The 20,794-nt window shown below is 60.9% G+C and carries 19 protein-coding genes; 8 read left to right on the plus strand and 11 right to left on the minus strand.

All coding sequences use genetic code 11. The annotated features are described in order from the left end of the window. Positions 1–133 precede the first annotated feature (133 nt). Positions 134–967 (plus strand): acyltransferase, encoded by an 834-nt coding sequence (locus SGN16_RS27010; protein WP_335945460.1) that lies wholly within the window; start codon positions 134–136, stop codon positions 965–967. On the opposite strand, the gene SGN16_RS27015 is transcribed toward SGN16_RS27010, so the two are convergent. After that, the gene (locus SGN16_RS27015; protein WP_335945417.1) at positions 968–1,540 is read right to left on the minus strand and encodes a DUF2780 domain-containing protein; all 573 of its coding nucleotides are present in this window, start codon (positions 1,538–1,540) and stop codon (positions 968–970) included. Between the two features lie 272 nt (positions 1,541–1,812). Between SGN16_RS27015 and SGN16_RS27020 the strand changes: the two genes are divergently transcribed. From SGN16_RS27020 to SGN16_RS27040, 5 genes are all read left to right on the plus strand, one after another. After that, a complete protein-coding gene (locus SGN16_RS27020; protein WP_335945416.1) occupies positions 1,813–2,223 on the plus strand; it encodes a DUF3757 domain-containing protein in 411 nt (136 codons plus the stop codon). A 108-nt stretch (positions 2,224–2,331) separates the two neighbouring features. Beyond that, complete coding sequence (locus SGN16_RS27025) at positions 2,332–2,907, plus strand: hypothetical protein (protein WP_335945415.1); 576 nt, start codon at positions 2,332–2,334, stop codon at positions 2,905–2,907. A 414-nt stretch (positions 2,908–3,321) separates the two neighbouring features. Further along, on the plus strand, positions 3,322–3,594 hold the full coding sequence (locus SGN16_RS27030; protein ID WP_335945414.1) for a hypothetical protein: 273 nt from the start codon (positions 3,322–3,324) through the stop codon (positions 3,592–3,594). A gap of 188 nt (positions 3,595–3,782) precedes the next feature. Next, a complete protein-coding gene (locus tag SGN16_RS27035) occupies positions 3,783–3,995 on the plus strand; it encodes a cold-shock protein (protein WP_335945413.1) in 213 nt (70 codons plus the stop codon). 23 nt (positions 3,996–4,018) lie between these two features. Beyond that, entirely contained in the window at positions 4,019–5,062 is a 1,044-nt protein-coding gene (locus SGN16_RS27040; protein ID WP_335945412.1) for an RHS repeat-associated core domain-containing protein, read from the plus strand. Between the two features lie 133 nt (positions 5,063–5,195). Here the strand turns inward: SGN16_RS27040 and fdhA are convergent, their stop codons facing one another. From fdhA to SGN16_RS27080, 8 genes are all read right to left on the minus strand, one after another. After that, positions 5,196–6,395, minus strand: a complete 1,200-nt coding sequence (fdhA, locus tag SGN16_RS27045) for a formaldehyde dehydrogenase, glutathione-independent (protein ID WP_047228141.1) — start codon at positions 6,393–6,395, stop codon at positions 5,196–5,198. A gap of 226 nt (positions 6,396–6,621) precedes the next feature. After that, the gene (gene purU / locus SGN16_RS27050) at positions 6,622–7,479 is read right to left on the minus strand and encodes a formyltetrahydrofolate deformylase (protein ID WP_135847526.1); all 858 of its coding nucleotides are present in this window, start codon (positions 7,477–7,479) and stop codon (positions 6,622–6,624) included. 127 nt (positions 7,480–7,606) lie between these two features. After that, a complete protein-coding gene (soxG, locus tag SGN16_RS27055; RefSeq protein WP_210641602.1) occupies positions 7,607–8,239 on the minus strand; it encodes a sarcosine oxidase subunit gamma family protein in 633 nt (210 codons plus the stop codon). Between the two features lie 167 nt (positions 8,240–8,406). Then, positions 8,407–11,424, minus strand: coding sequence for a sarcosine oxidase subunit alpha (locus tag SGN16_RS27060; RefSeq protein ID WP_335945411.1), 3,018 nt, complete (start codon positions 11,422–11,424; stop codon positions 8,407–8,409). Next, entirely contained in the window at positions 11,421–11,750 is a 330-nt protein-coding gene (locus SGN16_RS27065; protein ID WP_109755033.1) for a sarcosine oxidase subunit delta, read from the minus strand. The genes SGN16_RS27060 and SGN16_RS27065 overlap by 4 nt, the downstream gene beginning before the upstream one ends. Before the next feature lie 14 nt (positions 11,751–11,764). Beyond that, the gene (locus SGN16_RS27070; protein ID WP_109755034.1) at positions 11,765–13,015 is read right to left on the minus strand and encodes a sarcosine oxidase subunit beta; all 1,251 of its coding nucleotides are present in this window, start codon (positions 13,013–13,015) and stop codon (positions 11,765–11,767) included. A 21-nt stretch (positions 13,016–13,036) separates the two neighbouring features. Continuing rightward, complete coding sequence (gene glyA, locus SGN16_RS27075) at positions 13,037–14,290, minus strand: serine hydroxymethyltransferase (protein WP_047228145.1); 1,254 nt, start codon at positions 14,288–14,290, stop codon at positions 13,037–13,039. A gap of 275 nt (positions 14,291–14,565) precedes the next feature. Then, positions 14,566–15,270, minus strand: coding sequence for a TraX family protein (locus SGN16_RS27080; RefSeq protein ID WP_335945410.1), 705 nt, complete (start codon positions 15,268–15,270; stop codon positions 14,566–14,568). Positions 15,271–15,505: 235 nt separating this feature from the next. Between SGN16_RS27080 and SGN16_RS27085 the strand changes: the two genes are divergently transcribed. Beyond that, positions 15,506–16,546: a low specificity L-threonine aldolase gene (locus tag SGN16_RS27085; RefSeq protein WP_335945409.1), complete on the plus strand. Its 1,041-nt coding sequence runs from the start codon at positions 15,506–15,508 to the stop codon at positions 16,544–16,546. Positions 16,547–16,749: 203 nt separating this feature from the next. On the opposite strand, the gene gbcB is transcribed toward SGN16_RS27085, so the two are convergent. Further along, on the minus strand, positions 16,750–17,850 hold the full coding sequence (gene gbcB, locus SGN16_RS27090; RefSeq protein ID WP_210641609.1) for a glycine-betaine demethylase subunit GbcB: 1,101 nt from the start codon (positions 17,848–17,850) through the stop codon (positions 16,750–16,752). A 284-nt stretch (positions 17,851–18,134) separates the two neighbouring features. Here gbcB and gbcA point away from each other — a divergent pair, with 284 nt between their 5' ends. Next, positions 18,135–19,427: a glycine-betaine demethylase subunit GbcA gene (gene gbcA, locus SGN16_RS27095; protein ID WP_210641611.1), complete on the plus strand. Its 1,293-nt coding sequence runs from the start codon at positions 18,135–18,137 to the stop codon at positions 19,425–19,427. Between the two features lie 106 nt (positions 19,428–19,533). Here the strand turns inward: gbcA and SGN16_RS27100 are convergent, their stop codons facing one another. Further along, on the minus strand, positions 19,534–20,778 hold the full coding sequence (locus tag SGN16_RS27100; RefSeq protein ID WP_335945408.1) for a metallophosphoesterase: 1,245 nt from the start codon (positions 20,776–20,778) through the stop codon (positions 19,534–19,536). Positions 20,779–20,794: the final 16 nt, after the last annotated feature.

The following is a 20,794-nucleotide window of genomic DNA, read 5'->3' on the forward strand; positions in this document are numbered from 1 at the left end:
AAAACCGAGCCGCCCAGGTCCCCGACAAACAGCTCCTACCTTTTCGGGGCCTTGATCGGCATATCTGAACACCCCCATCAGCAGTCCGGCTTATCCGCCGTAAACCGCCGCGCCGGGTTCACCGCCGCGCACCCTGGTGCTGTTCGGTCCGCTGATGGTGTTCGCGCTGCTCAAACTGGTCCTGCCCGGGCGGTTTCGCGACTACGCCTCGTGGGCGGTGATGTGGATCGCCGAGACCTGGGCCGAGATCGACAAACTGATCTTTGCCCTGTGCATCCCCACCCGCTGGGACATTCGCGGCGGCGGTAACTTGCGGCGCGACACCTCCTACCTGGTGATCAGCAATCACCAATCCTGGGTCGACATCCCCGCCCTGGTCCAGGCCCTCAACCGGCGCACGCCATTCTTCAAGTTTTTCCTCAAGAAAGAACTGATCTGGGTGCCCTTCCTGGGACTGGCCTGGTGGGCGCTGGATTACCCATTCATGAAACGCTATACCAAGGCGTTCCTGGCGAAGAACCCGGAGCTGGCCGGCAAGGATCTGGAAATCACCAGGGCCGCCTGCGAGCTGTTCAAGCGCCAACCGGTCACCGTGGTGAACTACCTCGAAGGCACGCGCTTCACCGCCGCCAAAAGCCAACAGCAACAGTCACCCTTCACCCACCTGCTCAAGCCCAAGGCCGGCGGCGTGGCGTTCGTGCTGGCGGCGATGGGTGAACAACTGGACGCGGTACTGGACGTGACCGTGGTCTATCCGCAAGACCGTACTCCCGGGTTCTGGGACTTGATCAGCGGCGCGGTACCCCGGGTCATCATCGACATCCAGACCCGCGAGCTGGACCCGGCGCTGTGGCAGGGCGATTACGAAAACGATCCGGTGTTTCGCCAGTTTGTACAGGATTGGGTCAATCAGCTGTGGACTGAGAAGGATCGGCGTATTGCGGCTTTGCGCAGCGAGCGTGGCTGATCAGATACCTGCGCCCCAAATACCCCCCAGGCTCTGCAGCAACGAACTACCCACACCCTGCTGGCCTAGGTACTGGAGGATAACCGGGGCAAACTGCCCGATCATGCCGCTGTCCATGCCCAGCGCACTGAAGGCAGTGGTCAGGTCGTTGGTGTCCTTGACGTTCCCCAGCAATCCGTCGAGTAACGCGTTTTTATCCGATCCGCCACCGAGCAAACCGCCCAGGCCATTGAGCCCGCCGATGGCGCTGTTGCCGGCGATCTGATCAAGGCCCGGCACGCTTTTGCTCAATTCGGAAAACTGCGGCTCGCTGAGCCGGTTCTTTGCCAGCCCCAGCATCGCACCGGCACCGCCGATGGCCTGTTCCGGCGTGATCTTGAGTTCCGACCCCAGGGTATTGAGCAACCCGGCGGCTTTCGGCGCGGCGGCCACGGCGCCCTCTGCCTGCTCGCCTTGATTACCTTGCATCGCCGACACCATATTGGCCGCATCACTGAGGCTGAACTGCGCGAAGGCCGGGCCGGCTGCCAGCGATAGCAGGCAGGACAGTGCAAAACCGCGTGAAACCTTCATTCCGAACACCCTCTTGAACCTGAAAAAACCGCCCATGAGGGGCGGCGCAAAATCGAGCGTTGGACTGGGGTGGACGAGGATTGTTCCACCATGCGACTGACTTCTGAATCCGATCCGTTTTCACGAAACACTGGGTGTGTTATCGCCAAGTGCGATTAAATCACGGTCAGTTGATTCCAAATCAACATAGACAACTGTCAGCACTGACAGTAGCCCTCACCCAGACATAGCCGCAAACATGTCGCCGATAGAAAAAATCGGGGGATAGGCAAATGCGAAACAACTTAATGACTGGCGGCGGCGCCGGAATATTCCTGCTGATGATCGGCCATGTCCACGCCGGTGAAATAACCTGTCCGGCCGTGACACAAATTCATCACAACACCGAATCGGTGGAAGTTCAGGATCATCGCGAGTGGCAGAGCCAGAGCCTGGTAGAAGTGGTCGACCCAGCGCGGTGGCAATTCAACGGAGCCGAGTTCGCGGTCCATGAACCTGACGGTGACGGCCAGGCGCCGACCAGGGCGACCATTACTTGCAAGTACGGTGAACTGAATCTCACACTGGAATATCTCCAGGTCCAAGAAACGACATCATTGCCGTGGGCGGACAATCGTTGCGAAAGCCCGGACCCCCATATGTGCAGACTCATCAATGCCGACTATTTCAGCTTGAGTTTCTGACCCTGAAAAACCATGGATCTACCTGCGCCCACGCGCCTCTGTTCAAAGGCCCCTGCCCTTGGCTGATCAGGTACCGTACAGTGCGGCTACTTCCAGCAGAGCTTGCCTATGAATGTAAAGATCGGCGGAGCGACCCTCGCGGTCATCCTGACGGGCATGCTCATTGCCCTGGGCGTCAACGAATGCCAGCGTGGCCCTTTGAACCCAGAGCTTGCCGACGGTACCAGCGAAGAACAAAAGACTTGGCTGACCATCGAGCACCGCATCAAGCGCTCCGATCCGGCCCTGACCGAGGTGAGCCGCGAGCAGCAAGCGCTGACCGTGCTTTACCGTCCAAGTGCTTGCGCGGATGACTGCGAGCCCTGGGTTCCGCACATGCTGCGTGTTGTCGGCCACGGCCTGGCAGCGCTCAATGGCGCGCCAGGGGGCAAGCAATACACGCAAGTGACGGTCAAGGCGCGACTGCTGGCCGATGATGACGTGGAACTGGTCTACGACATGCAGGGCTTCGACGCGATCAAGACGCAGCAGTATGGCTACGTCACCTTTGCCAGCATGCCCCGCAACCTGAACTTCAGCGGCGACGCCCTGGCCCAAGCGCGGGACTATTGCCAAGGCCCTAGCGCCCAGGGTTTCTACCCTGAATTCTGCGAGCGGGTCAGGACCGCTACTGCACATAACTAACCGTGGCGAGGGGATTTTTGATCGTTCCCACGCTCTGCGTGGGAATGCATCCCGTGACGCTCTGCGTCACCTTCCAGAAGCGGAACGCGGAGCGTCCCTGGCGACATTTCCACGCAGGAGCGTGGGAACGATCGATGAACTCAATCTTCCTGGCACACCGAGTTGCCTGGTTTGGGGCCGCTACGCAGCCCAGCGGGGCGGTGCGACCTTTCGCTGAATCCCCTCGCCACAATCGGCGGTGTTCCGGCCCGAATATTCGCGACCAAAAATCTTACAACTACTTGGGAAATCACCCGCAGTGGCGAGCCTTGCGCCGTCCAATGTGCGCTGCCTATAGTTCTTCCCGTCGTCCACATGGCGACTCGGAAAACCACGGTCAGAAGTCCTATTTTTTAATCAATTGAGGCTCTAGCCATGAACCGATATATCCCCATCACCGGCGTCGACTGCACCCCCGCCACCCTGCTCATCGACACCCAAGCCCCCCTCGACGTCCTCTACGAAACCGCTGCCTACCGCATCCGCGCCGTCACCCAGGTGCTGGAAAACATCGCTTTTCGCGAGGAGATCAGTTCCGACGCCGTAGTCCTCCACGACTTCGCCCTGCTCCTGGCGATTCCGTTGCGCGATGGCTGTGACGTACTGGACGTGATCGGCCGACGCTTGCAGGCGCAAGTCATGGCATGACCGCCCCTGGCAGTCATCTGAATATCACCTGCGGTCAGTTATTTCCTCTCGGTATTGCCTACTGTCAACTTTGACAGTAGGCAATCGTTTGGGCCGACCCTAAGCTCCAGCTATGACAACGAAAACAAGGCCACGGGCGACCCACGCGCCCAGGGCCTTTATTCATTCGGGCAGGCAGGACAATAAAAATGAGCGACCGAATTCAAGGAACCGTTAAATGGTTCAACGATGCAAAGGGCTATGGCTTTATCACGTGCGGCACGGGAGGCGAGGAGCTGTTCGTTCATTTCTCGGCGATAGCCGGCGAGGGTTATAAAACGCTGAAAGAAAGACAGCCCGTTTCCTTTGAAGTGGAGAAAGGGCCCAAGGGGTTGCAGGCCACACGGGTGACGCCGGAGTGAAAACAGTCCATCAGGGGCAGTCTATGTTGGCGTATCGTGAAACGCCGCTCTGTCTCTACCGTTACGACCCATTGGATCGCCTGACCGATTGCACGCCATCGGCCCAGGCCAGCACCCAGCGCTTTTATCTGAAAAGCCGACTGACCACCGAAATCCAAGGATCTATACGGCGCTCGGTTTTCCAGCAGGAAGATCAACTCCTGGCGCAACAACAGCGCCAGGATAGCGCCGTCGAAACCACGCTGCTCGCCGCCGATCAACAACGCTCGGTATTGCATGCACTCGATGCAAGGCAGCCTCGCCCCCTCGCCTACACGCCTTACGGCCACCACTCCAGAGAAAGCGCTTTGCTTAGCCTGCTCGGCTTCAATGGTGAACGCCCCGACCCGGTGACAGGGCACTACTTGTTGGGCAATGGTTATCGGGCGTTCAACCCGGTGTTGATGCGGTTCAATAGCCCCGACAATTTGAGTCCGTTTGGGGAGGGTGGGTTAAATGCGTATGTGTATTGCGCAGCAGATCCGGTGAATCGGAGCGATCCGACGGGCCATGTTTGGCGCCCACTCATGGCGCGATACAGGTTCAGACCCCCATCGACTCGTCCCACGGTGGATATAATAGGAAGTTCCAAAAATCTTGGCCAGAACGTCCCAACAAAACAAAGCCCCATGGATTCAAATGAGCGCGTTTCTTATGTAAAAAATCCAAAAATGGCTCAAACAAAACACAGTAAAAGAAACACTCAGCGCTGGATTGCCGCAAAATCAAAAAACCCAAACAGAACGACTAGAAAAGACATTCAGAACTGGGTTGAAAACGGCTCTTACATGCCCAACCAAGAGTTAGAAAGTTACACCACACTACCACTTAAATTCAGCGACGAAGTGCATTTACTAAAATACAGGAAGCGCCAAGCACTGGCGCGTGCCGGCAGAAAAGTCAACTTAAACATACAAACCAACTTACCCATATACGGCCGCGGACGAATTCCTTTTGACCTGGAGGCATTACGCACCTATCACATCAAAATATATCCTTTTAAGCCTTCAGACATTCGAGATAATTAAAAACACCTTATCCACAAAAACGGCGCTTCATGCGGACTGCATTTTCACACAGACTGTCAAGGTCGTCGTTTATCGTTGTCTGTTAAAAAAAGGGCGACATCACTGTCGCCCTTCTTCCGTCTTGCCTACCGCTTTACGCCGCACTAAACATCTTATGCGGATCAATCACAAACTTCTTCGGCACGCCCGCATCGAACTCGCCGTAGCCTTTCGGCGCGTCATCCAGGCTGATCACCTGCACGCCAACGATTTCGGCTATGTTGATGCGGTCCCACATGATCGCTTGCATCAGTTGGCGGTTGTACTTCATTACCGGGGTCTGGCCGGTGTGGAAGCTGTGGGATTTGGCCCAGCCCAGGCCGAAGCGGATGCTCAGGCTGCCCATTTTTGCCGCGGCATCGACGGCGCCCGGGTCTTCGGTGACGTAGAGGCCGGGGATGCCGATCTTGCCGGCCACGCGAACCACGCCCATCAACGAGTTGAGCACGGTGGCCGGGGCTTCGTGCTTGACGCCTTCATGGCCGTGACCACGGGCTTCGAAGCCCACGGCGTCGACGGCGCAGTCGACTTCCGGTTCGCCCAGCAGCGCGGCGATCTGTTCGTGCAGCGGGGTGTCCTTGGAGAGGTCGGCGATTTCAAAACCCTGGGCCTTGGCGTGGGCCAGGCGGATCGGGTTGACGTCACCGATGATGACCACGGCGGCACCCAGCAAGCGCGCGGAAGCGGCGGCCGCCAGGCCAACCGGGCCGGCACCGGCGATGTAGACGGAGCTGCCAGGGCCAACGCCGGCGGTGACGGCGCCGTGGTAGCCGGTCGGCAGAATGTCGGACAGGCAGGTCAGGTCGCGGATTTTCTCCATGGCCTTGTCGCGGTCCGGCAGTTTCAGCAGGTTGAAGTCGGCGTACGGCACCAGCACGTATTCGGCCTGGCCGCCGGTCCAATCGCCCATGTCCACGTAACCGTAGGCACCGCCGGCACGGGCCGGGTTGACGGTCAGGCAGACACCGGTGTGTTGCTCTTTGCAGGAACGGCAGCGCCCGCAAGCCACGTTGAACGGCACCGACACCAGGTCGCCGATTTTCAGGTTCTCGACGTCGTTGCCCTTTTCGATCACTTCACCAGTGATTTCGTGACCCAGGACCAGTCCGGTCTGGGCAGTGGTACGGCCGCGCACCATGTGTTGGTCGGAGCCGCAGATGTTGGTGGAGACCACGCGCAGGATGACACCGTGCTCAATCTTCCTGCCGCGCGGGTCCTGCATTTTTGGATAGTCGATTTTCTGTACTTCGACCTTACCGTTGCCGAGATACACGACACCACGATTGCCAGACATGCTTTCACCTCGCTGTTGTTTTTATGAAACTGCGTTGCCCAGGCAGGCAGCGCGTTGATTGCTCGGGTTAGTGCTTGTGTCTTGTTTCATTGTTATCTGTAAGGGCCTCATCGCGAGCAAGCTCGCTCCCACAGTGGATGGTGGGTGTCATCAGAATCTGTAGAACGACGCAGATCCTGTGGGAGCGAGCTTGCTCGCGAATGGGCTGCGAAGCGGCCCCAAAAAACTAAAGAACGACAGTTCTGTTGGCGTTGAGAAACACTCTTCGCTCGATGTGATACCCCACGGCCCGGGCCAGGGTCAGCCCTTCGATGTCCCGGCCCTTGGCAATCAAATCCTCGGGATAGTGGCTGTGGTCCACCACTTCCACGCCCTGGGCGATGATCGGGCCTTCGTCCAGGTCGTTGTTGATATAGTGCGCCGTGGCACCGACCAGTTTCACGCCTTTGTTGTAGGCCTGGTGATACGGCTTGGCGCCCTTGAAGCCCGGCAGCAGCGAGTGATGGATGTTGATCGCCTTGCCGTCGAGCTTGCGACACAGCTCCGGCGACAGCACTTGCATGTAGCGGGCAAGGATCACCAGCTCGGCGCCGGTGTCTTCGATCACCTGCCACACCTGCCGCTCCTGGGAGGGCTTGTCGTTCGGGTCCAGGGGGAAATGGTAGTAGGGAATCTGGTGCCAGTCGGCCAACGGCTTGAGGTCGGGGTGGTTGGAGACCACGGCCACCACGTCCATGGACAATTGGCCGATGCGCTGGCGGTAGAGCAAGTCGTTGAGGCAGTGATCGGCCTTGGAGACCATGATCACCACTTTAGGCCGGTAGTTGGGCGGCGTCAGTTCGAAGACCATGCCGAAGGCTTGCGCGCGCTCGGCCAGGCCGCTGCGAAAGCTCTGCTCGTCAAAGCCATCGGGCTGGCGGAACTCCACACGAATGAAGAAACGCGCCGAGAGCCGGTCGTCGAAGGAATGGTGCTCGGTGACGTAGCAGCCCTGCTCGAACAGAAAGCGGGTCACCGCGTCCACCGTGCCGAGCACGCTGGGGCAGTCGGCGGTCAAGATCCATGTGTCTGGGGCGCGGCTCATTCGTGATACTCCTCTGATCGTTCCCATGCGCTGCGTGGGAATGCCGCCATGGACGCTCTGCGTCCGATTTTTGGGACGCAGAGCGTCCCGGGATGCATTCCCACGCAGAGCGTGGGAACGATCATGGTTATGCCTGCACGCTCAAGCCATACTCAGCCGCCGCATCCTGCAACCACAACCACCAGTAATCGGAGAAGCTGCGGCGGATCACCAGTTCCCAGGTGTCTTCGCCGGTATGGCGGATCACCAGTTGCGACTTGGCGAACACCGTGCCCACGGCCTTGCCCACCGGGAAGTTGCTGGGGTGTACATCGTAGCTGGTGGATTTCATCAGCACGTCGCGCACGTTCGGGCCGGACAGCTCGAGGATCTGCTGGCCGCCGCTGACGTTGACGATCTGGATATGCAGATCCCCGAGCGCTTCGCGCAGTTTTTTCTCGGCGGCGAACTCTTCGCCACTCGGCACCACCAGCAGCCACTCGTCCGGGCCGAGCCATTGCAGGCTGGTTTCACCCTTGACGATGACGGTCAGCGCACCGGGCAATTCCAGGCCCAGGGCCTTGTGCACGCCGGCGGCGAACGCCGGGTCGTGGCCATCGCCACGAATGGTCAGGTGGCCCAGGAGTTTTTTCTCGCGCACGGTCACGCCGGCGTTCTTGCGGCCCTTGCCCACCAGGCTGGCGAGGTCGGCATGGTGCAGCGACGACTCGGCCTTGGCCCCGGTGGTTGGGCGTTGTTGGTACACGTTGACTGCGGTCATATGGAGCACCTGTCTGAATACTGTTGAGTCAAACCCTTGTGGTGGCTGTCAGGCCTTCATCGCGAGCAAGCTCGCTCCCACAAGGGTTACGCGATCTACTGTGGGAGCGAGCTTGCTCGCGATGATGCCGACGCGGTATCGCCGCTCTCCCACAGGACCTCAAGCCACTAGATATTCTGCCGATCTCCCTTCGGATCGAAGAACACCGAAGAAACAATCTCAGCCTCGATCACGCTGCCGTCGGCCAATGGCGCGAACACGCGTTCACCCAGGCGCTTGAGGCCGCCCTTGACCACGCCCATGGCAAACGAATAGCCGAGGGAGTTGTGCGCGTAACTGGAGGTCACGTGACCAACCATGGTCATCGGGATCGCCTGCTTGGTGTTGAACACCAGTTGCGCGCCTTCCGGCAGCCAGACATTCGGGTCTATCGGCTTGAGGCCCACCAGTTGCTTGCGGTCCTCGCGCACACAGTCTTCGCGATTCATGCCACGCCAGCCGATCCACGAGAACGGTTTGGTCCGGCCAACGCACCAGCCCATGTTCAGGTCATCCGGGGTCATCGAGCCATCGGTGTCCTGGCCGACGATGATGAAGCCCTTCTCGGCCCGCAGCACGTGCATGGTTTCGGTGCCGTACGGGGTCAGGTTGTACTTCTTGCCGGCCTCGACGATCTGCTCGAGCACGCCCATGGCGTAGTCGGCCTGCACGTTGATTTCGTACGACAGCTCACCGGTGAACGAGATCCGGAACACCCGCGCCGGCACGCCGCCCACCAGGCCTTCTTTCCAGGTCATGAACGGGAAGCCGTCCTTGTCCAGGTCGATGTCAGTGACTTCGCTCAGCAGCTTGCGGCTGTTGGGCCCCGACAGGGTCATGGTCGCCCAGTGGTCGGTCACCGAGGTGAAGTACACCTTCAGGTCCGGCCATTCGGTCTGCTGGTAGATCTCCAGCCATTGCAGCACACGGGCCGCACCGCCAGTGGTGGTGGTCATCAGGAAGTGGTTGTCCGCCAGACAGGCTGTCACGCCGTCGTCGAAGACCATGCCGTCTTCCTTGCACATCAAACCGTAGCGGGCCTTGCCCACGTCGAGCTTGGTCCAGGCGTTGGTGTAGATGCGGTTGAGGAACTCGCGTGCGTCCGGGCCCTGGATGTCGATCTTGCCCAGGGTCGAGGCGTCCAGCAGGCCGACGCTGTCGCGCACGGCTTTGCATTCGCGCTTCACGGCGGCATGCATGTCTTCGCCGTTCTTCGGGAAGTACCAAGGGCGTTTCCACTGGCCGACGTCTTCGAATTCGGCACCGTTCTTCACATGCCAGGCATGCAGCGCGGTGAAACGCACCGGCTCGAAGATGTGCCCGCAGTGCCGGCCGGCTACCGCGCCGAAAGTCACCGGCGTGTAGTTCGGGCGGAACATGGTGGTGCCCATCTGCGGGATGCTCACGTTCAGCGAACGGGCCGCGATGGCCAGGCCGTTGACGTTGCCCAGCTTGCCCTGGTCAGTACCGAAGCCCAGTGCGGTGTAGCGCTTGACGTGTTCCACCGACTCGAAACCTTCGCGGGTGGCGAGTTCGATGGCGGCGGCCGTGACGTCGTTCTGCAGGTCGACGAATTGCTTCGGCGCCCGTGCGGTGGCTTTTTCGTGGGGCACCTGGAACAGCGCCAGGGTTGGCTCTTCGTGACGGCTCAAGGCCTTTGGCAATACACCCTCGACTGCTTTGAAGCCGGCTTCGCTGGCCGCGCGCACGCCGCCTTCAAAACCGTCAGCCAGGGTATCGCCGAGGCTGTAGACGCCATTCACGCCGCCGACACACACACGCTTCTGCGGTGCTTCGCCCGGTACGAAACCGAGGATGTCTTCGCGCCAGATCGGCTTGCCACCCAGGTGCGAAGCCAGGTGAACCACTGGGCTGTAGCCGCCGGAGCTGGCCACCAGGTCGCAGTCCAACCACTCGCCGGGGCTGGTGACTTTGTGGGCGCGGACGTCGATCGCGGCAACACGTGCAGCCGTGACGCGCTTGCTGCCGCGGGCCTCGATCACGGCACTGCCGGTGAGAATGCGGATGCCCTTGGCACGCGCCTCTTCCACCAGCGCACCACGTGGGTTGCTGCGGGCATCGGCGACGGCCACCACTTGCAGGCCAGCGTCGAACCAGTCCAGGGCCACGCGATAAGCGTGGTCGTTGTTGGTGCTCAGCACCAGTTTCTTGCCCGGTGCCACGCCGTAGCGGCGCACGTAGGTGGAAACCGCGCCGGCCAGCATGTTGCCCGGCACGTCGTTGTTGCCGTAGACCAGTGGCCGCTCACAAGCACCGGTGGCCAGCACCACGCGCTTGGCGCGGACGCGGTTGATGCGCTGGCGGACCTGGCCAATCGGCGCACGGTCACCCAGGTGGTCGGTGAGGCGCTCGTGAATGGTCAGGAAGTTATGGTCGTGGTAGCCGTTGACCGTGGCGCGCGGCAGCAGCACCACGTCCGGCATCGATTTGAGTTCAGCGACAACAGCGGCGACCCATTCGGTCGCTGGCTTGCCGTCCAGGCTTTCGCGGGAATCGAGCAGGCTACCGCCGAACTCTTCCTGCTCGTCGGCCAGGATCACTCGCGCACCGCTGCGGGCCGCAGCCAATGCCGCAGCCAGGCCAGCTGGGCCGGCGCCGACAATCAGCACGTCGCAGTGACGGTTCATGTAGTCGTAGGTGTCCGGATCGTTCTCGGTCGGCGAGCGACCTAACCCTGCAGCCTTGCGGATGTACTTCTCGTAAGTCATCCAGAACGATTGCGGGTACATGAAGGTTTTGTAGTAGAAACCCGGCGGCATCAGCTTGCCGCCGACCTTGCCGAGAATGCCCATCATGTCGTTGTTCACGTTCGGCCAGCCGTTGGTGCTGGTGGCGACCAAACCTTGGTACAGCGCCTGTTGCGTGGCGCGTACGTTAGGGATTTGCGTGGCTTCGGTGGCGCCGATCTGCAGCACCGCGTTCGGCTCTTCGGCACCGGCGGCGAAGATGCCGCGCGGGCGGGAATACTTGAAGCTGCGGCCAATGATGTCGACGCCGTTGGCCAGCAGTGCAGCGGCCAGGGAATCGCCTTCGAAACCTTTGTAGACCTGGCCGTTGAAGGTGAAGCTCAGCACTTTGTTGCGGTCGATCCGTCCGCCGTTGGACAGGCGATTGATCTGGCTCATACCTTCTCTCCCAGAGCCTGTGCGGCCGCTTTCGGACTGTCAGCCTTGTCGGTGAATTGCGGCTTTTGGCCGATCTTGTAAGTTTCGAGAATCTCGTAGGTCACGGTGTCGCGGGTCGCGTTGAAGTACTGGCGGCAACCGGCCGCGTGGATCCACAGCTCGTGGTGCAGGCCGCGAGGGTTATCGCGGAAGAACATGTAGTCACCCCACTGCTCGTCGGTGCAGGCATTCGGGTCCAGCGGACGCGGGATGTGCGCCTGGCCGGATGCATGGAATTCCTCTTCGGAGCGCAGTTCGCCGCAGTGAGGACAGAAGATGTGCAACATAGGGATTTCTCCTGTTAGTGGGCGACGGCAGCAGCGCCGTGTTCGTCGATCAGTGCACCGTTGTGGAAACGGTCGATGGAAAACGGCGCGGCCAGTGGGTGCATTTCACCCTTGGCCAGGCTTGCAGCGAATACGTTGCCCGAGCCCGGGGTGGCCTTGAAGCCGCCGGTGCCCCAACCGCAGTTGAAGAACATGTTCGGCACCGGAGTCTTGGAGATGATCGGGCAGGCGTCCGGCGTGGTGTCGACGATGCCGCCCCACTGGCGGTTCATGCGCACCCGCGACAGCACCGGGAACATCTCGACGATGGCCTGGATGGTGTGTTCGATCACCGGGTACGAACCACGCTGGCCGTAGCCGTTGTAGCCGTCGATACCGGCACCGATCACCAGGTCGCCCTTGTCGGACTGGCTGATGTAGCCGTGCACGGCGTTGGACATGATCACGCTGTCGATGATCGGCTTGATCGGCTCCGACACCAGTGCTTGCAGCGGGTGGGATTCGATCGGCAGGCGGAAGCCCGCGAGCTTGGCCATGTGCCCGGAGTTACCGGCGGTCACCACGCCGACGCGCTTGGCGCCGATGAAGCCTTTGTTGGTTTCCACACCGATGCACACACCGTTTTCCTTGCGGAAACCGATCACTTCGGTCTGCTGGATCAGGTCCACGCCCAACGCGTCCGCCGCCCGGGCAAAGCCCCAGGCCACGGCATCGTGACGGGCCACGCCGCCGCGACGCTGGACGGTGGCGCCCATCACCGGGTAGCGGGTGTTTTTCGAGCAATCCAGGTACGGGATCTCGTCGGCCACTTGCTTGGCGGTGAGCAGTTCGCCGTCCACGCCGTTGAGGCGGTTGGCACTGACCCGGCGCTCGGAATCACGGATGTCCTGCAGGGTGTGGCACAGGTTGTAGACGCCACGCTGGGAGAACATCACGTTGTAGTTCAGGTCCTGGGACAGGCCTTCCCAGAGTTTCATCGCGTGCTCATACAGGTGGGCCGATTCGTCCCACAGGTAGTTGGAGCGCACGATGGTGGTGTTGCGCGCGGTGTTACCGCCGCCCAGCCAGCCTTTCTCGACCACGGCGACATTGGTGATGCCGTGCTCTTTAGCCAAGTAGTAGGCGGTCGCCAGGCCATGCCCGCCACCGCCGACAATGACCACGTCGTAGACTTTTTTCGGGGTCGGCGTGCGCCACATCCGCTGCCAGTTTTCGTGATGGCTGAGAGAGTGTTTGAAGAGGCCGAAGCCCGAATAGCGTTGCATAGTCATTACTCCAAAACCGACTCAGCGATAAACCGGGAAGTCCGCGCACAGGGCCGCCACTTGCTGGGCAACATTGGCCTCGACATCGGCATCGCCGAGGTTGTCGAGGATGTCGCAGATCCAGCCGGCCAACGTGACGCACTGGGTAACCTTGAAGCCGCGAGTGGTCACCGCCGGGGTGCCGATGCGCAGGCCCGAGGTCACGAACGGCGACTGCGGGTCGTTCGGCACGGCGTTCTTGTTGACGGTGATGTGGGCGCGGCCCAGGGCAGCATCGGCGTCCTTGCCGGTCAGGCCCTGACGGATCAGGCTGACCAGGAACAGGTGGTTATCGGTGCCGCCGGACACTACATCGTAGCCGCGCTTGATGAACACGCCAGCCATGGCCTGGGCGTTATCGATCACTTGCTGCTGATAAGCCTTGAAACCAGGCTCCGCCGCTTCCTTGAAGCACACCGCCTTGCCGGCGATCACATGCATCAGCGGACCGCCCTGGGCGCCAGGGAATACAGCGGCGTTGAGTTTTTTCTCGATCTCTTCGTTGGCCTTGGCCAGGATCAGGCCGCCACGTGGACCGCGCAGGGTCTTGTGGGTGGTGGTGGTGACCACGTCGGCGTACGGCAGTGGGTTCGGATACAGACCGGCGGCGACCAGGCCGGCGACGTGAGCCATGTCGACGAACAGCAGCGCACCAACTTTGTCGGCGATCTGACGGAAGCGTGGGAAGTCGAGGGTCTTGGAATAGGCAGAGAAGCCGGCCACGATCATTTTCGGCTTGTGCTCCACCGCCAGGCGCTCGACTTCGTCGTAGTCGATCAGGCCGGTGGTGGTGTCGATGCCGTATTGCACCGCGTTGTAGAGCTTGCCCGAGGACGACACCTTGGCGCCGTGGGTCAGGTGACCGCCGTGGGCCAGGCTCATGCCCAGGATGGTGTCACCGGCCTGCAGCAAGGCCAGGTACACGGCGCTGTTGGCCGAAGAACCGGAGTGCGGCTGGACGTTGGCGTAATCGGCACCGAACAGTTGCTTGGCGCGCTCGATGGCCAGGGCTTCGACTTTATCGACATGCTCGCAGCCGCCGTAGTAGCGCTTGCCTGGATAACCTTCGGCGTACTTGTTGGTCAGGCCACTGCCCTGGGCCTGCATCACGCGCTTGCTGGTGTAGTTCTCTGACGCGATCAGCTCGATGTGATCTTCCTGGCGTTGCTCTTCGGCATTCATCGCCGCCAGCAGTGCATCGTCATAACCTTGAATCTGGTCTTGCTTGCTGAACATCGCATCTCTCCCAGCGGCGGCGGTGCGCCTTTCGTCTCGGTGAGGCACTGACCACCGTTCGGTCGTGCCCTTTGGATGCGATGGTATGGCTGGCGCAGGCAGGTCAAATGCCTATGGACGCCACGCAAAGGTGCGTTTACGACATGTGTTCAAAGAGTCGGGGAGCAAGGCCTGTGGGATAGCACTGTGGGAGCAAAGCTTGCTCGCGATCCAGGCACCTCGGTTCATGGGAGACCGCGTCGTTTTCATCGCGGGCAAGCCTTGCTCCCACAGGGTTATGCGGCGACTTGGCGAACCGCGAGCAAGATCAGAAAGTGCGCGGGATACAGCGCATACGCCCAACGCCGCATCGCAGGCGGATGAATGCGACCCGCCTGGCGCAAAAGCACCAGCCCAAGCCATGGCGCAAACAGACACGCCAGTAAGCCGCCGATCGCCACCGCATCCCCCAGCCACGCCGCGCCATACAGCACCCGCCATTGATTGGCCGCCAGGCACACCAACCCCGGCAACACCGCGAAATACCAGGGCCGACGAAACACCAGCAGCAACACCAGCGGCAGCAGCACACCAAAGAAACCGAACATCAGCCGCGACGAAAACAGCGCCGCCAGCAGCAACGCCCCCACCGCCAGGCACCGCGCCTCCCATGTCGGCGTCTGCCAACTGCGCGCCACCAACAACCCCAGGACCAGGGTCGGCAACACATTCAGGGTGGCTGGATCGGGAAAGAACAGCCGGTAGGGTATTTCGCTCACGGCGCTGAACAGCAGCAACCAGCCCAGGTACCGCCACGGGCTCGCACCGGCCCCGGTGCGCGCCAGGTTCGCCGCCATCGCCAGGCAGAACCAGGGGAACGCCAGGCGCCCCGGCACGTACAACCAGTCGATGGAGAAACCGACATATCGCAGATGATCGAGCACCATCGCCAGCAATGCCGACCATTTGAGCAGATCCAAAGCCCCGTCACGCCGACTCACGTGTACAGCGACCTGATGACTTTATGATTTTCTGACAGAAACATCCGGTGTGTTCCCCCGCTAATCTTGGGTAAAGTGCGCACCAACATGGCCACGGCGATACGCCCCCCAAGCGCGCCGAACCATGATCGACCACGGCGCTGTGGACTCAAGCACGCCGAAAACCAGGGAACGCCCCACCCGGGAATTCCGCCAGGGATCTTTACCCAGGACTCTCTATCTCAGGAGCAAGGCCATGACCGACAAGAGTCAACAGTTTGCCAGCGACAACTATTCCGGCATTTGCCCCGAAGCCTGGGCGGCCATGGAAGAAGCCAATCAGGGCCACCAGCGCGCCTACGGCGATGATGAGTGGACTCACCGCGCGGCGGATGATTTCCGAGCCTTGTTCGAAACCGACTGCGAGGTGTTCTTTGCCTTCAACGGCACGGCAGCCAACTCCCTGGCGCTGTCCTCGCTGTGCCAGAGTTACCACAGCGTGATCTGTTCGGAAACCGCCCACGTCGAAACCGACGAATGTGGCGCGCCGGAGTTCTTCTCCAACGGTTCCAAGCTGCTGCTGGCACGTACTGAAAACGGCAAGCTGACCCCCGAGGCGATCCGCGAGATCGCCCTTAAGCGCCAGGACATCCATTACCCCAAGCCACGGGTCGTTACCCTGACCCAGGCGACGGAAGTCGGCAGCGTCTACACCCCGGATGAAATCCGCGCCATCAGCGTCACCTGCAAGGAACTGGGGTTGAACCTGCACATGGACGGCGCGCGGTTCTCCAACGCCTGCGCCTTCCTCGGCTGTTCACCGGCAGACCTGACCTGGAAGGTCGGTGTGGACGTGTTGTGCTTCGGCGGCACGAAAAACGGCATGGCGGTGGGTGAGGCAATCCTGTTCTTCAACCACGACCTGGCCGTGGACTTCGACTACCGCTGCAAACAGGCCGGGCAACTGGCCTCGAAGATGCGCTTCCTCTCCGCCCCCTGGGTCGGCCTGCTGCAAAACGACGCCTGGCTCAAGCACGCCCGCCACGCCAACCACTGCGCCCAATTGCTGGCGCAACTGGTCAGCGACATTCCCGGCGTGGAACTGATGTTCCCGGTCCAGGCCAACGGCGTGTTCCTGCAACTCTCGGAACCGGCCATCGCCGCCCTCACCGCCCGGGGCTGGCGTTTCTACACCTTCATCGGCAAGGGCGGCGCACGGTTCATGTGCTCGTGGGATACGGAAGAGGCGCGGGTGCGGGAATTGGCGGCGGCTATTCGGGAAGTGATGTCCATCTGACGATCGTTCCCACGCTCCGCGTGGGAACGCCTCCACGGACGCTCCGCGTTCGGCTCTTGGGGACGCAGAGCGTCCCGGGCTGCATTCCCACGCAGAGCGTGAGGAACGATCGATTTCACAGCTCTCGCGACCTGATCGTTCCCAGGCTCCTGCGTGGGAATGCCTCCACGGACGCTCCGCGTTCCCCCTGCACCAAGCAGGTGTCAGAACTCGATCCGCACATCCCCTTTCGGCACGCTGCAGCACGACAGGATGTAGCCCTCGGCTTCGTCGTCCTCGGTGATCCCGCCGTTGTGATCCATCTCCACTTCCCCGCCCAGCTTCAACACCTTGCAGGTGCCGCAGATACCCATGCCGCAGGCCTTGGGGATCATCATGCCGAGCTTGGCGGCAGCGGCGTGTACGGTTTCTCCCGGCCCCACGCGAATGCTCTTGCCAGAAGCCGTGAATTCCACCAGATGCAGGTCCGCGACATCGACTTCCGGTGCGTCGGCGGCCTGTTCGGCCTGCTCCACGGCATCGGCTCGGGCTTCCGGTGGCGTGGCGCCGAAGGACTCCTCGTGATAACGCTTCATGTCGAAGCCAGCGGCTTCCAGCAGACGCTTGACCGCATTCATGTACGGCGTCGGGCCACAGCAGAACACTTCGCGCTCCAGGAAGTCCGGCGCCATCAGCTCCAGCATCTTATGGTTCAGGTAGCCGCGATAACCGGCCCAAGGCTCGCCCAGGCCATGCTTTTCACAGATCAGGTGCAAGCTGAAGTTGTCGATCCGCGACGCCATGTGTTCCAGCTCGCGGTGGTAGATGATGTCCTTGGGCGAGCGGGCGCTGTGGATAAAGGTCATGTCGACATTGGCGTTGGTGTCGTAGAACCAGCGCGCCATGGACATGCACGGCGTGATCCCCACACCACCGCTCAGGTACAGAACTTTCGGGCTCGGGAAGTCGATAGCGTTGAACAACCCCACCGGCCCGTGCACCGCCAGCTCCTGGCCTTCGTGCAGAGTATCGTGCAGCCAATTGGAAACCTTGCCCCCCGGTACGCGCTTGATGGTCACCGAGAAACTGTAGGGCACCGACGGCGAACTGGAGATGGTGTAGGAGCGCATGACCGGTTGGCCTTCGATTTCCAGCTCCAGGGTGACAAACTGCCCCGGCTTGAAAAAGAACAGGATCGGCTGGTCGGCCATGAAGCAGAAGGTGCGCACATCCCAGGTTTCCTGGATGACTTTGACGCAACGTACGATATGTCGGCCATTGGCCCAGGTCTGGGTGGTGACCGGGTTCAGGAAGTTATTGGACATGCTGATCTCCACGGCCGACTGTCGGCCTTCATGAGGGCGATTGTGCGCAGGCGCCTGGGCGACCATTTACCTATCTGCGACATTCACATACTTATCGCGACCAGCCCCCAACTACCGGGGCTTGCGCGTCGGGAACAGATTGGGCCATGTCGCCCATGGATAAGGTTCGGCCCCTGCGCGGCCCCACACTCGCCTCAACAGATAAACAAAGTTTTCTGCCTTGCGTAGCACAACCGATTAGTCATTTTCACCGGCTCCGCTTAGAGGGCCACGAGGATAAAACGATGGACACCACTACCCTGAGCCTGGGCGATCCGCTGGAACCCGCACGCAAGGCCACCGCGCAAATGCTGCAAGAGCGCGAGCGCACCTTTTCGCTACCGCAGCCGTTCTACTCCGATGAGCGTCTGTTTGATATCGACATGCAGGAAATCTTCCAGAAAGAGTGGTTGATCGCCGGCATGACTTGCGAAATCCCGGCCAAGGGCAACTACCTGACCCTGCAAGTCGGCAAGAATCCGATCATCGTGATTCGCGGCGCCGATGGCGTGGTGCATGCCTTCCATAACGTCTGCCGTCACCGTGGTTCGCGGCTGTGCACCAGCGACAAAGGCAAGGTCGCCAAGCTGGTTTGCCATTACCATCAGTGGACCTACGAGCTGGACGGTCGCTTACTGTTCGCCGGCACCGAGATGGGCGCCGACTTCGACATGAAACAGTACGGCCTCAAGCCTGTGAACGTGAAGACCGCCGGTGGCTACATCTTCATCAGCCTGGCGGAAAACCCGCCAGCCATTGACGATTTCCTGTCGACCCTGTCCCATTACATGGAACCCTACGACATGGAAAACACCAAGGTGGCGGTGCAAACCACCTTGATGGAAAAAGCCAACTGGAAGCTGGTACTGGAAAACAACCGCGAGTGCTACCACTGTGGCGGTTCGCACCCGGAATTGCTCAAGACCCTGCTGGAGTGGGACGACGTCACCGACCCGCGCGCCGACCAGGCGTTCAAGGACCACGTGGCCGCCTCCGCCGCCGCCTGGGAAGCCGAGAAGATCCCTTACGCCCACGCCAGTTTCGGCCTGCGTAACCGTATCGTGCGCATGCCGCTGCTCAAGGGCACCGTGTCGATGACCATGGACGGCAAGCAGGGCTGCGCCAAGCTGATGGGCCGCATCAAGAACCCAGACCTGGGTTCGATGCGCATCCTGCACCTGCCGCACTCGTGGAACCACTGCATGGGCGACCACATCATCGTGTTCACCGTGTGGCCGATCAGCGCCCAGGAAACCATGGTCACTACCAAGTGGCTGGTGCACAAGGACGCAGTCGAAGGGGTGGACTACGACGTCGAGCGCATGCGCCAGGTCTGGGACGCCACCAACGACCAGGACCGTCGCCTGGCTGAAGAAAACCAGCGCGGTATCAACTCCACCGCCTACCAGCCTGGCCCATACTCCAAGACCTATGAGTTCGGCGTGGTGAACTTCGTCGACTGGTACAGCGAGCGCATGCTCAACAACCTGGGGGCCGAGCCGGCACCGTACCTCAAGGGCGTTCCGGTCCAGGGCTAGGATCAAAAGCATCGCGAGCAAGCTCGCTCCCACAAGGGATCTTCTGCGCACCGAAGACCCAATGTGGGAGCGAGCTTGCTCGCGATAGCGGTCTAATATTCACCGACTACTTGGAAGACCACCGCACACTGCCATCCTCCCCATAAAACGTCTCGACAATCTCCTCCCCCTTCAACTGCACCTTCACATAACCGTTCAATACCCGCTCCGGATACGCCTCGTCCCCCGCCAACTGAGTCTCCGACCACAACACCCGGGCATGCCCGTTCAGCTCACTGGTGGTGCCATAGGGAATCGCCCCGTGCCCGGCGCAGCGCGCGTGCAATCCGCCTTGCGGCGCGTAGCAGATACCGTTGTGCAAATGCCCCCAATACCAGTAATCCGGCTCACGCCCAAGGGCATCGCACACCGGTTGGTAAAGCGCGGTCTTGTTGTGCCCGGAAATGTCGAAGCCCTGGTGATGACTGAGCACCATGAGCTTCTTGCGCTTGGGCAGGGTTTTCATCCACTCGATCTGCTGTGTATTGAGGGTGCCGTCCATGTACAGGTTCATGGCGTCCGAGGCATAGGCACTGTCCAGGCCGACCACCAGCCAGTCGTCGTTGTACAAGGCAAAGTAACTGGTGCCTTGCTGCACCGGGAAACGCTTGGCCAGCTCCTTGAAATAGCCATGGGCGCCACTGTACATCTCGTGGTTGGAATTGAGGGTGAACGAGCCACGCTTGCCCTGGGGCCAGCCGACCATGTCGACGTCTTCCTGGGAATGGGTCCCGGCGTAATACACATCGCCCAGATGGATGGTGAAATCGGCCTGGGCCAATTGCATCTGATTGGCCACGGCCACCGCCGGTGCATGGCTGTCGAACGGCCCGGTGCCCCAGTCGCCGGCGATGGCCAGCACCACGTCGCTGTCCATCTTCACCAACGCCGGGTTGGTGGCGAACGTCGCGTGGTGACGCAGGTTCTCGATCCACTTGAGCAGCGCCTCGCTCCACAGCAGGTCCAGCAGTTCCCATTTGCGGCAGCCGAGCAAGGTGCCGTCCTTGAGTACCCGGGTCGGCAGTTCGTCCTCGCTTTGTGGCAAGGGCGTGGCGTTGCCGATCTTCAGGATCGACAGACCGTGGGCCAGCTCCCAGGGCACGGCGGGCTCGTCGTCCGGCAAATCGCCGTGTTCAATGACGTGTTGGGCTTGATCGTGGCCTCGCTGCAGCAGCTTGACGATGGCCTGGAACTCCTCGGGCTCCAAGTCATTGACCAGTTTTTTCCAGGACATCTCCAGCCGCGTGACCAACCCGTGCAGGCGGACTTTGACCTTGTCGAACTCATGTTCCCAATGGTGCAGTAATGACATGTGAACGCTCCTTCGC

The organism is Pseudomonas sp. G166 (assembly GCF_037027455.2).
Lineage (GTDB): Bacteria > Pseudomonadota > Gammaproteobacteria > Pseudomonadales > Pseudomonadaceae > Aquipseudomonas.

Coding starts and splice junctions, on each gene's coding strand:
- gbcB (WP_210641609.1), bottom strand. CDS start 17,850: ATGTCCAATAACTTCCTGAACCCGGTCACCACCCAGACCTGGGCCAAT.
- glyA (WP_047228145.1), bottom strand. CDS start 14,290: ATGTTCAGCAAGCAAGACCAGATTCAAGGTTATGACGATGCACTGCTG.
- SGN16_RS27085 (WP_335945409.1), top strand. CDS start 15,506: ATGACCGACAAGAGTCAACAGTTTGCCAGCGACAACTATTCCGGCATT.
- SGN16_RS27100 (WP_335945408.1), bottom strand. CDS start 20,778: ATGTCATTACTGCACCATTGGGAACATGAGTTCGACAAGGTCAAAGTC.
- SGN16_RS27020 (WP_335945416.1), top strand. CDS start 1,813: ATGCGAAACAACTTAATGACTGGCGGCGGCGCCGGAATATTCCTGCTG.
- SGN16_RS27035 (WP_335945413.1), top strand. CDS start 3,783: ATGAGCGACCGAATTCAAGGAACCGTTAAATGGTTCAACGATGCAAAG.
- gbcA (WP_210641611.1), top strand. CDS start 18,135: ATGGACACCACTACCCTGAGCCTGGGCGATCCGCTGGAACCCGCACGC.
- SGN16_RS27030 (WP_335945414.1), top strand. CDS start 3,322: ATGAACCGATATATCCCCATCACCGGCGTCGACTGCACCCCCGCCACC.
- purU (WP_135847526.1), bottom strand. CDS start 7,479: ATGAGCCGCGCCCCAGACACATGGATCTTGACCGCCGACTGCCCCAGC.
- fdhA (WP_047228141.1), bottom strand. CDS start 6,395: ATGTCTGGCAATCGTGGTGTCGTGTATCTCGGCAACGGTAAGGTCGAA.
- SGN16_RS27070 (WP_109755034.1), bottom strand. CDS start 13,015: ATGCAACGCTATTCGGGCTTCGGCCTCTTCAAACACTCTCTCAGCCAT.
- SGN16_RS27025 (WP_335945415.1), top strand. CDS start 2,332: ATGAATGTAAAGATCGGCGGAGCGACCCTCGCGGTCATCCTGACGGGC.
- SGN16_RS27040 (WP_335945412.1), top strand. CDS start 4,019: ATGTTGGCGTATCGTGAAACGCCGCTCTGTCTCTACCGTTACGACCCA.
- SGN16_RS27015 (WP_335945417.1), bottom strand. CDS start 1,540: ATGAAGGTTTCACGCGGTTTTGCACTGTCCTGCCTGCTATCGCTGGCA.
- SGN16_RS27065 (WP_109755033.1), bottom strand. CDS start 11,750: ATGTTGCACATCTTCTGTCCTCACTGCGGCGAACTGCGCTCCGAAGAG.
- soxG (WP_210641602.1), bottom strand. CDS start 8,239: ATGACCGCAGTCAACGTGTACCAACAACGCCCAACCACCGGGGCCAAG.
- SGN16_RS27060 (WP_335945411.1), bottom strand. CDS start 11,424: ATGAGCCAGATCAATCGCCTGTCCAACGGCGGACGGATCGACCGCAAC.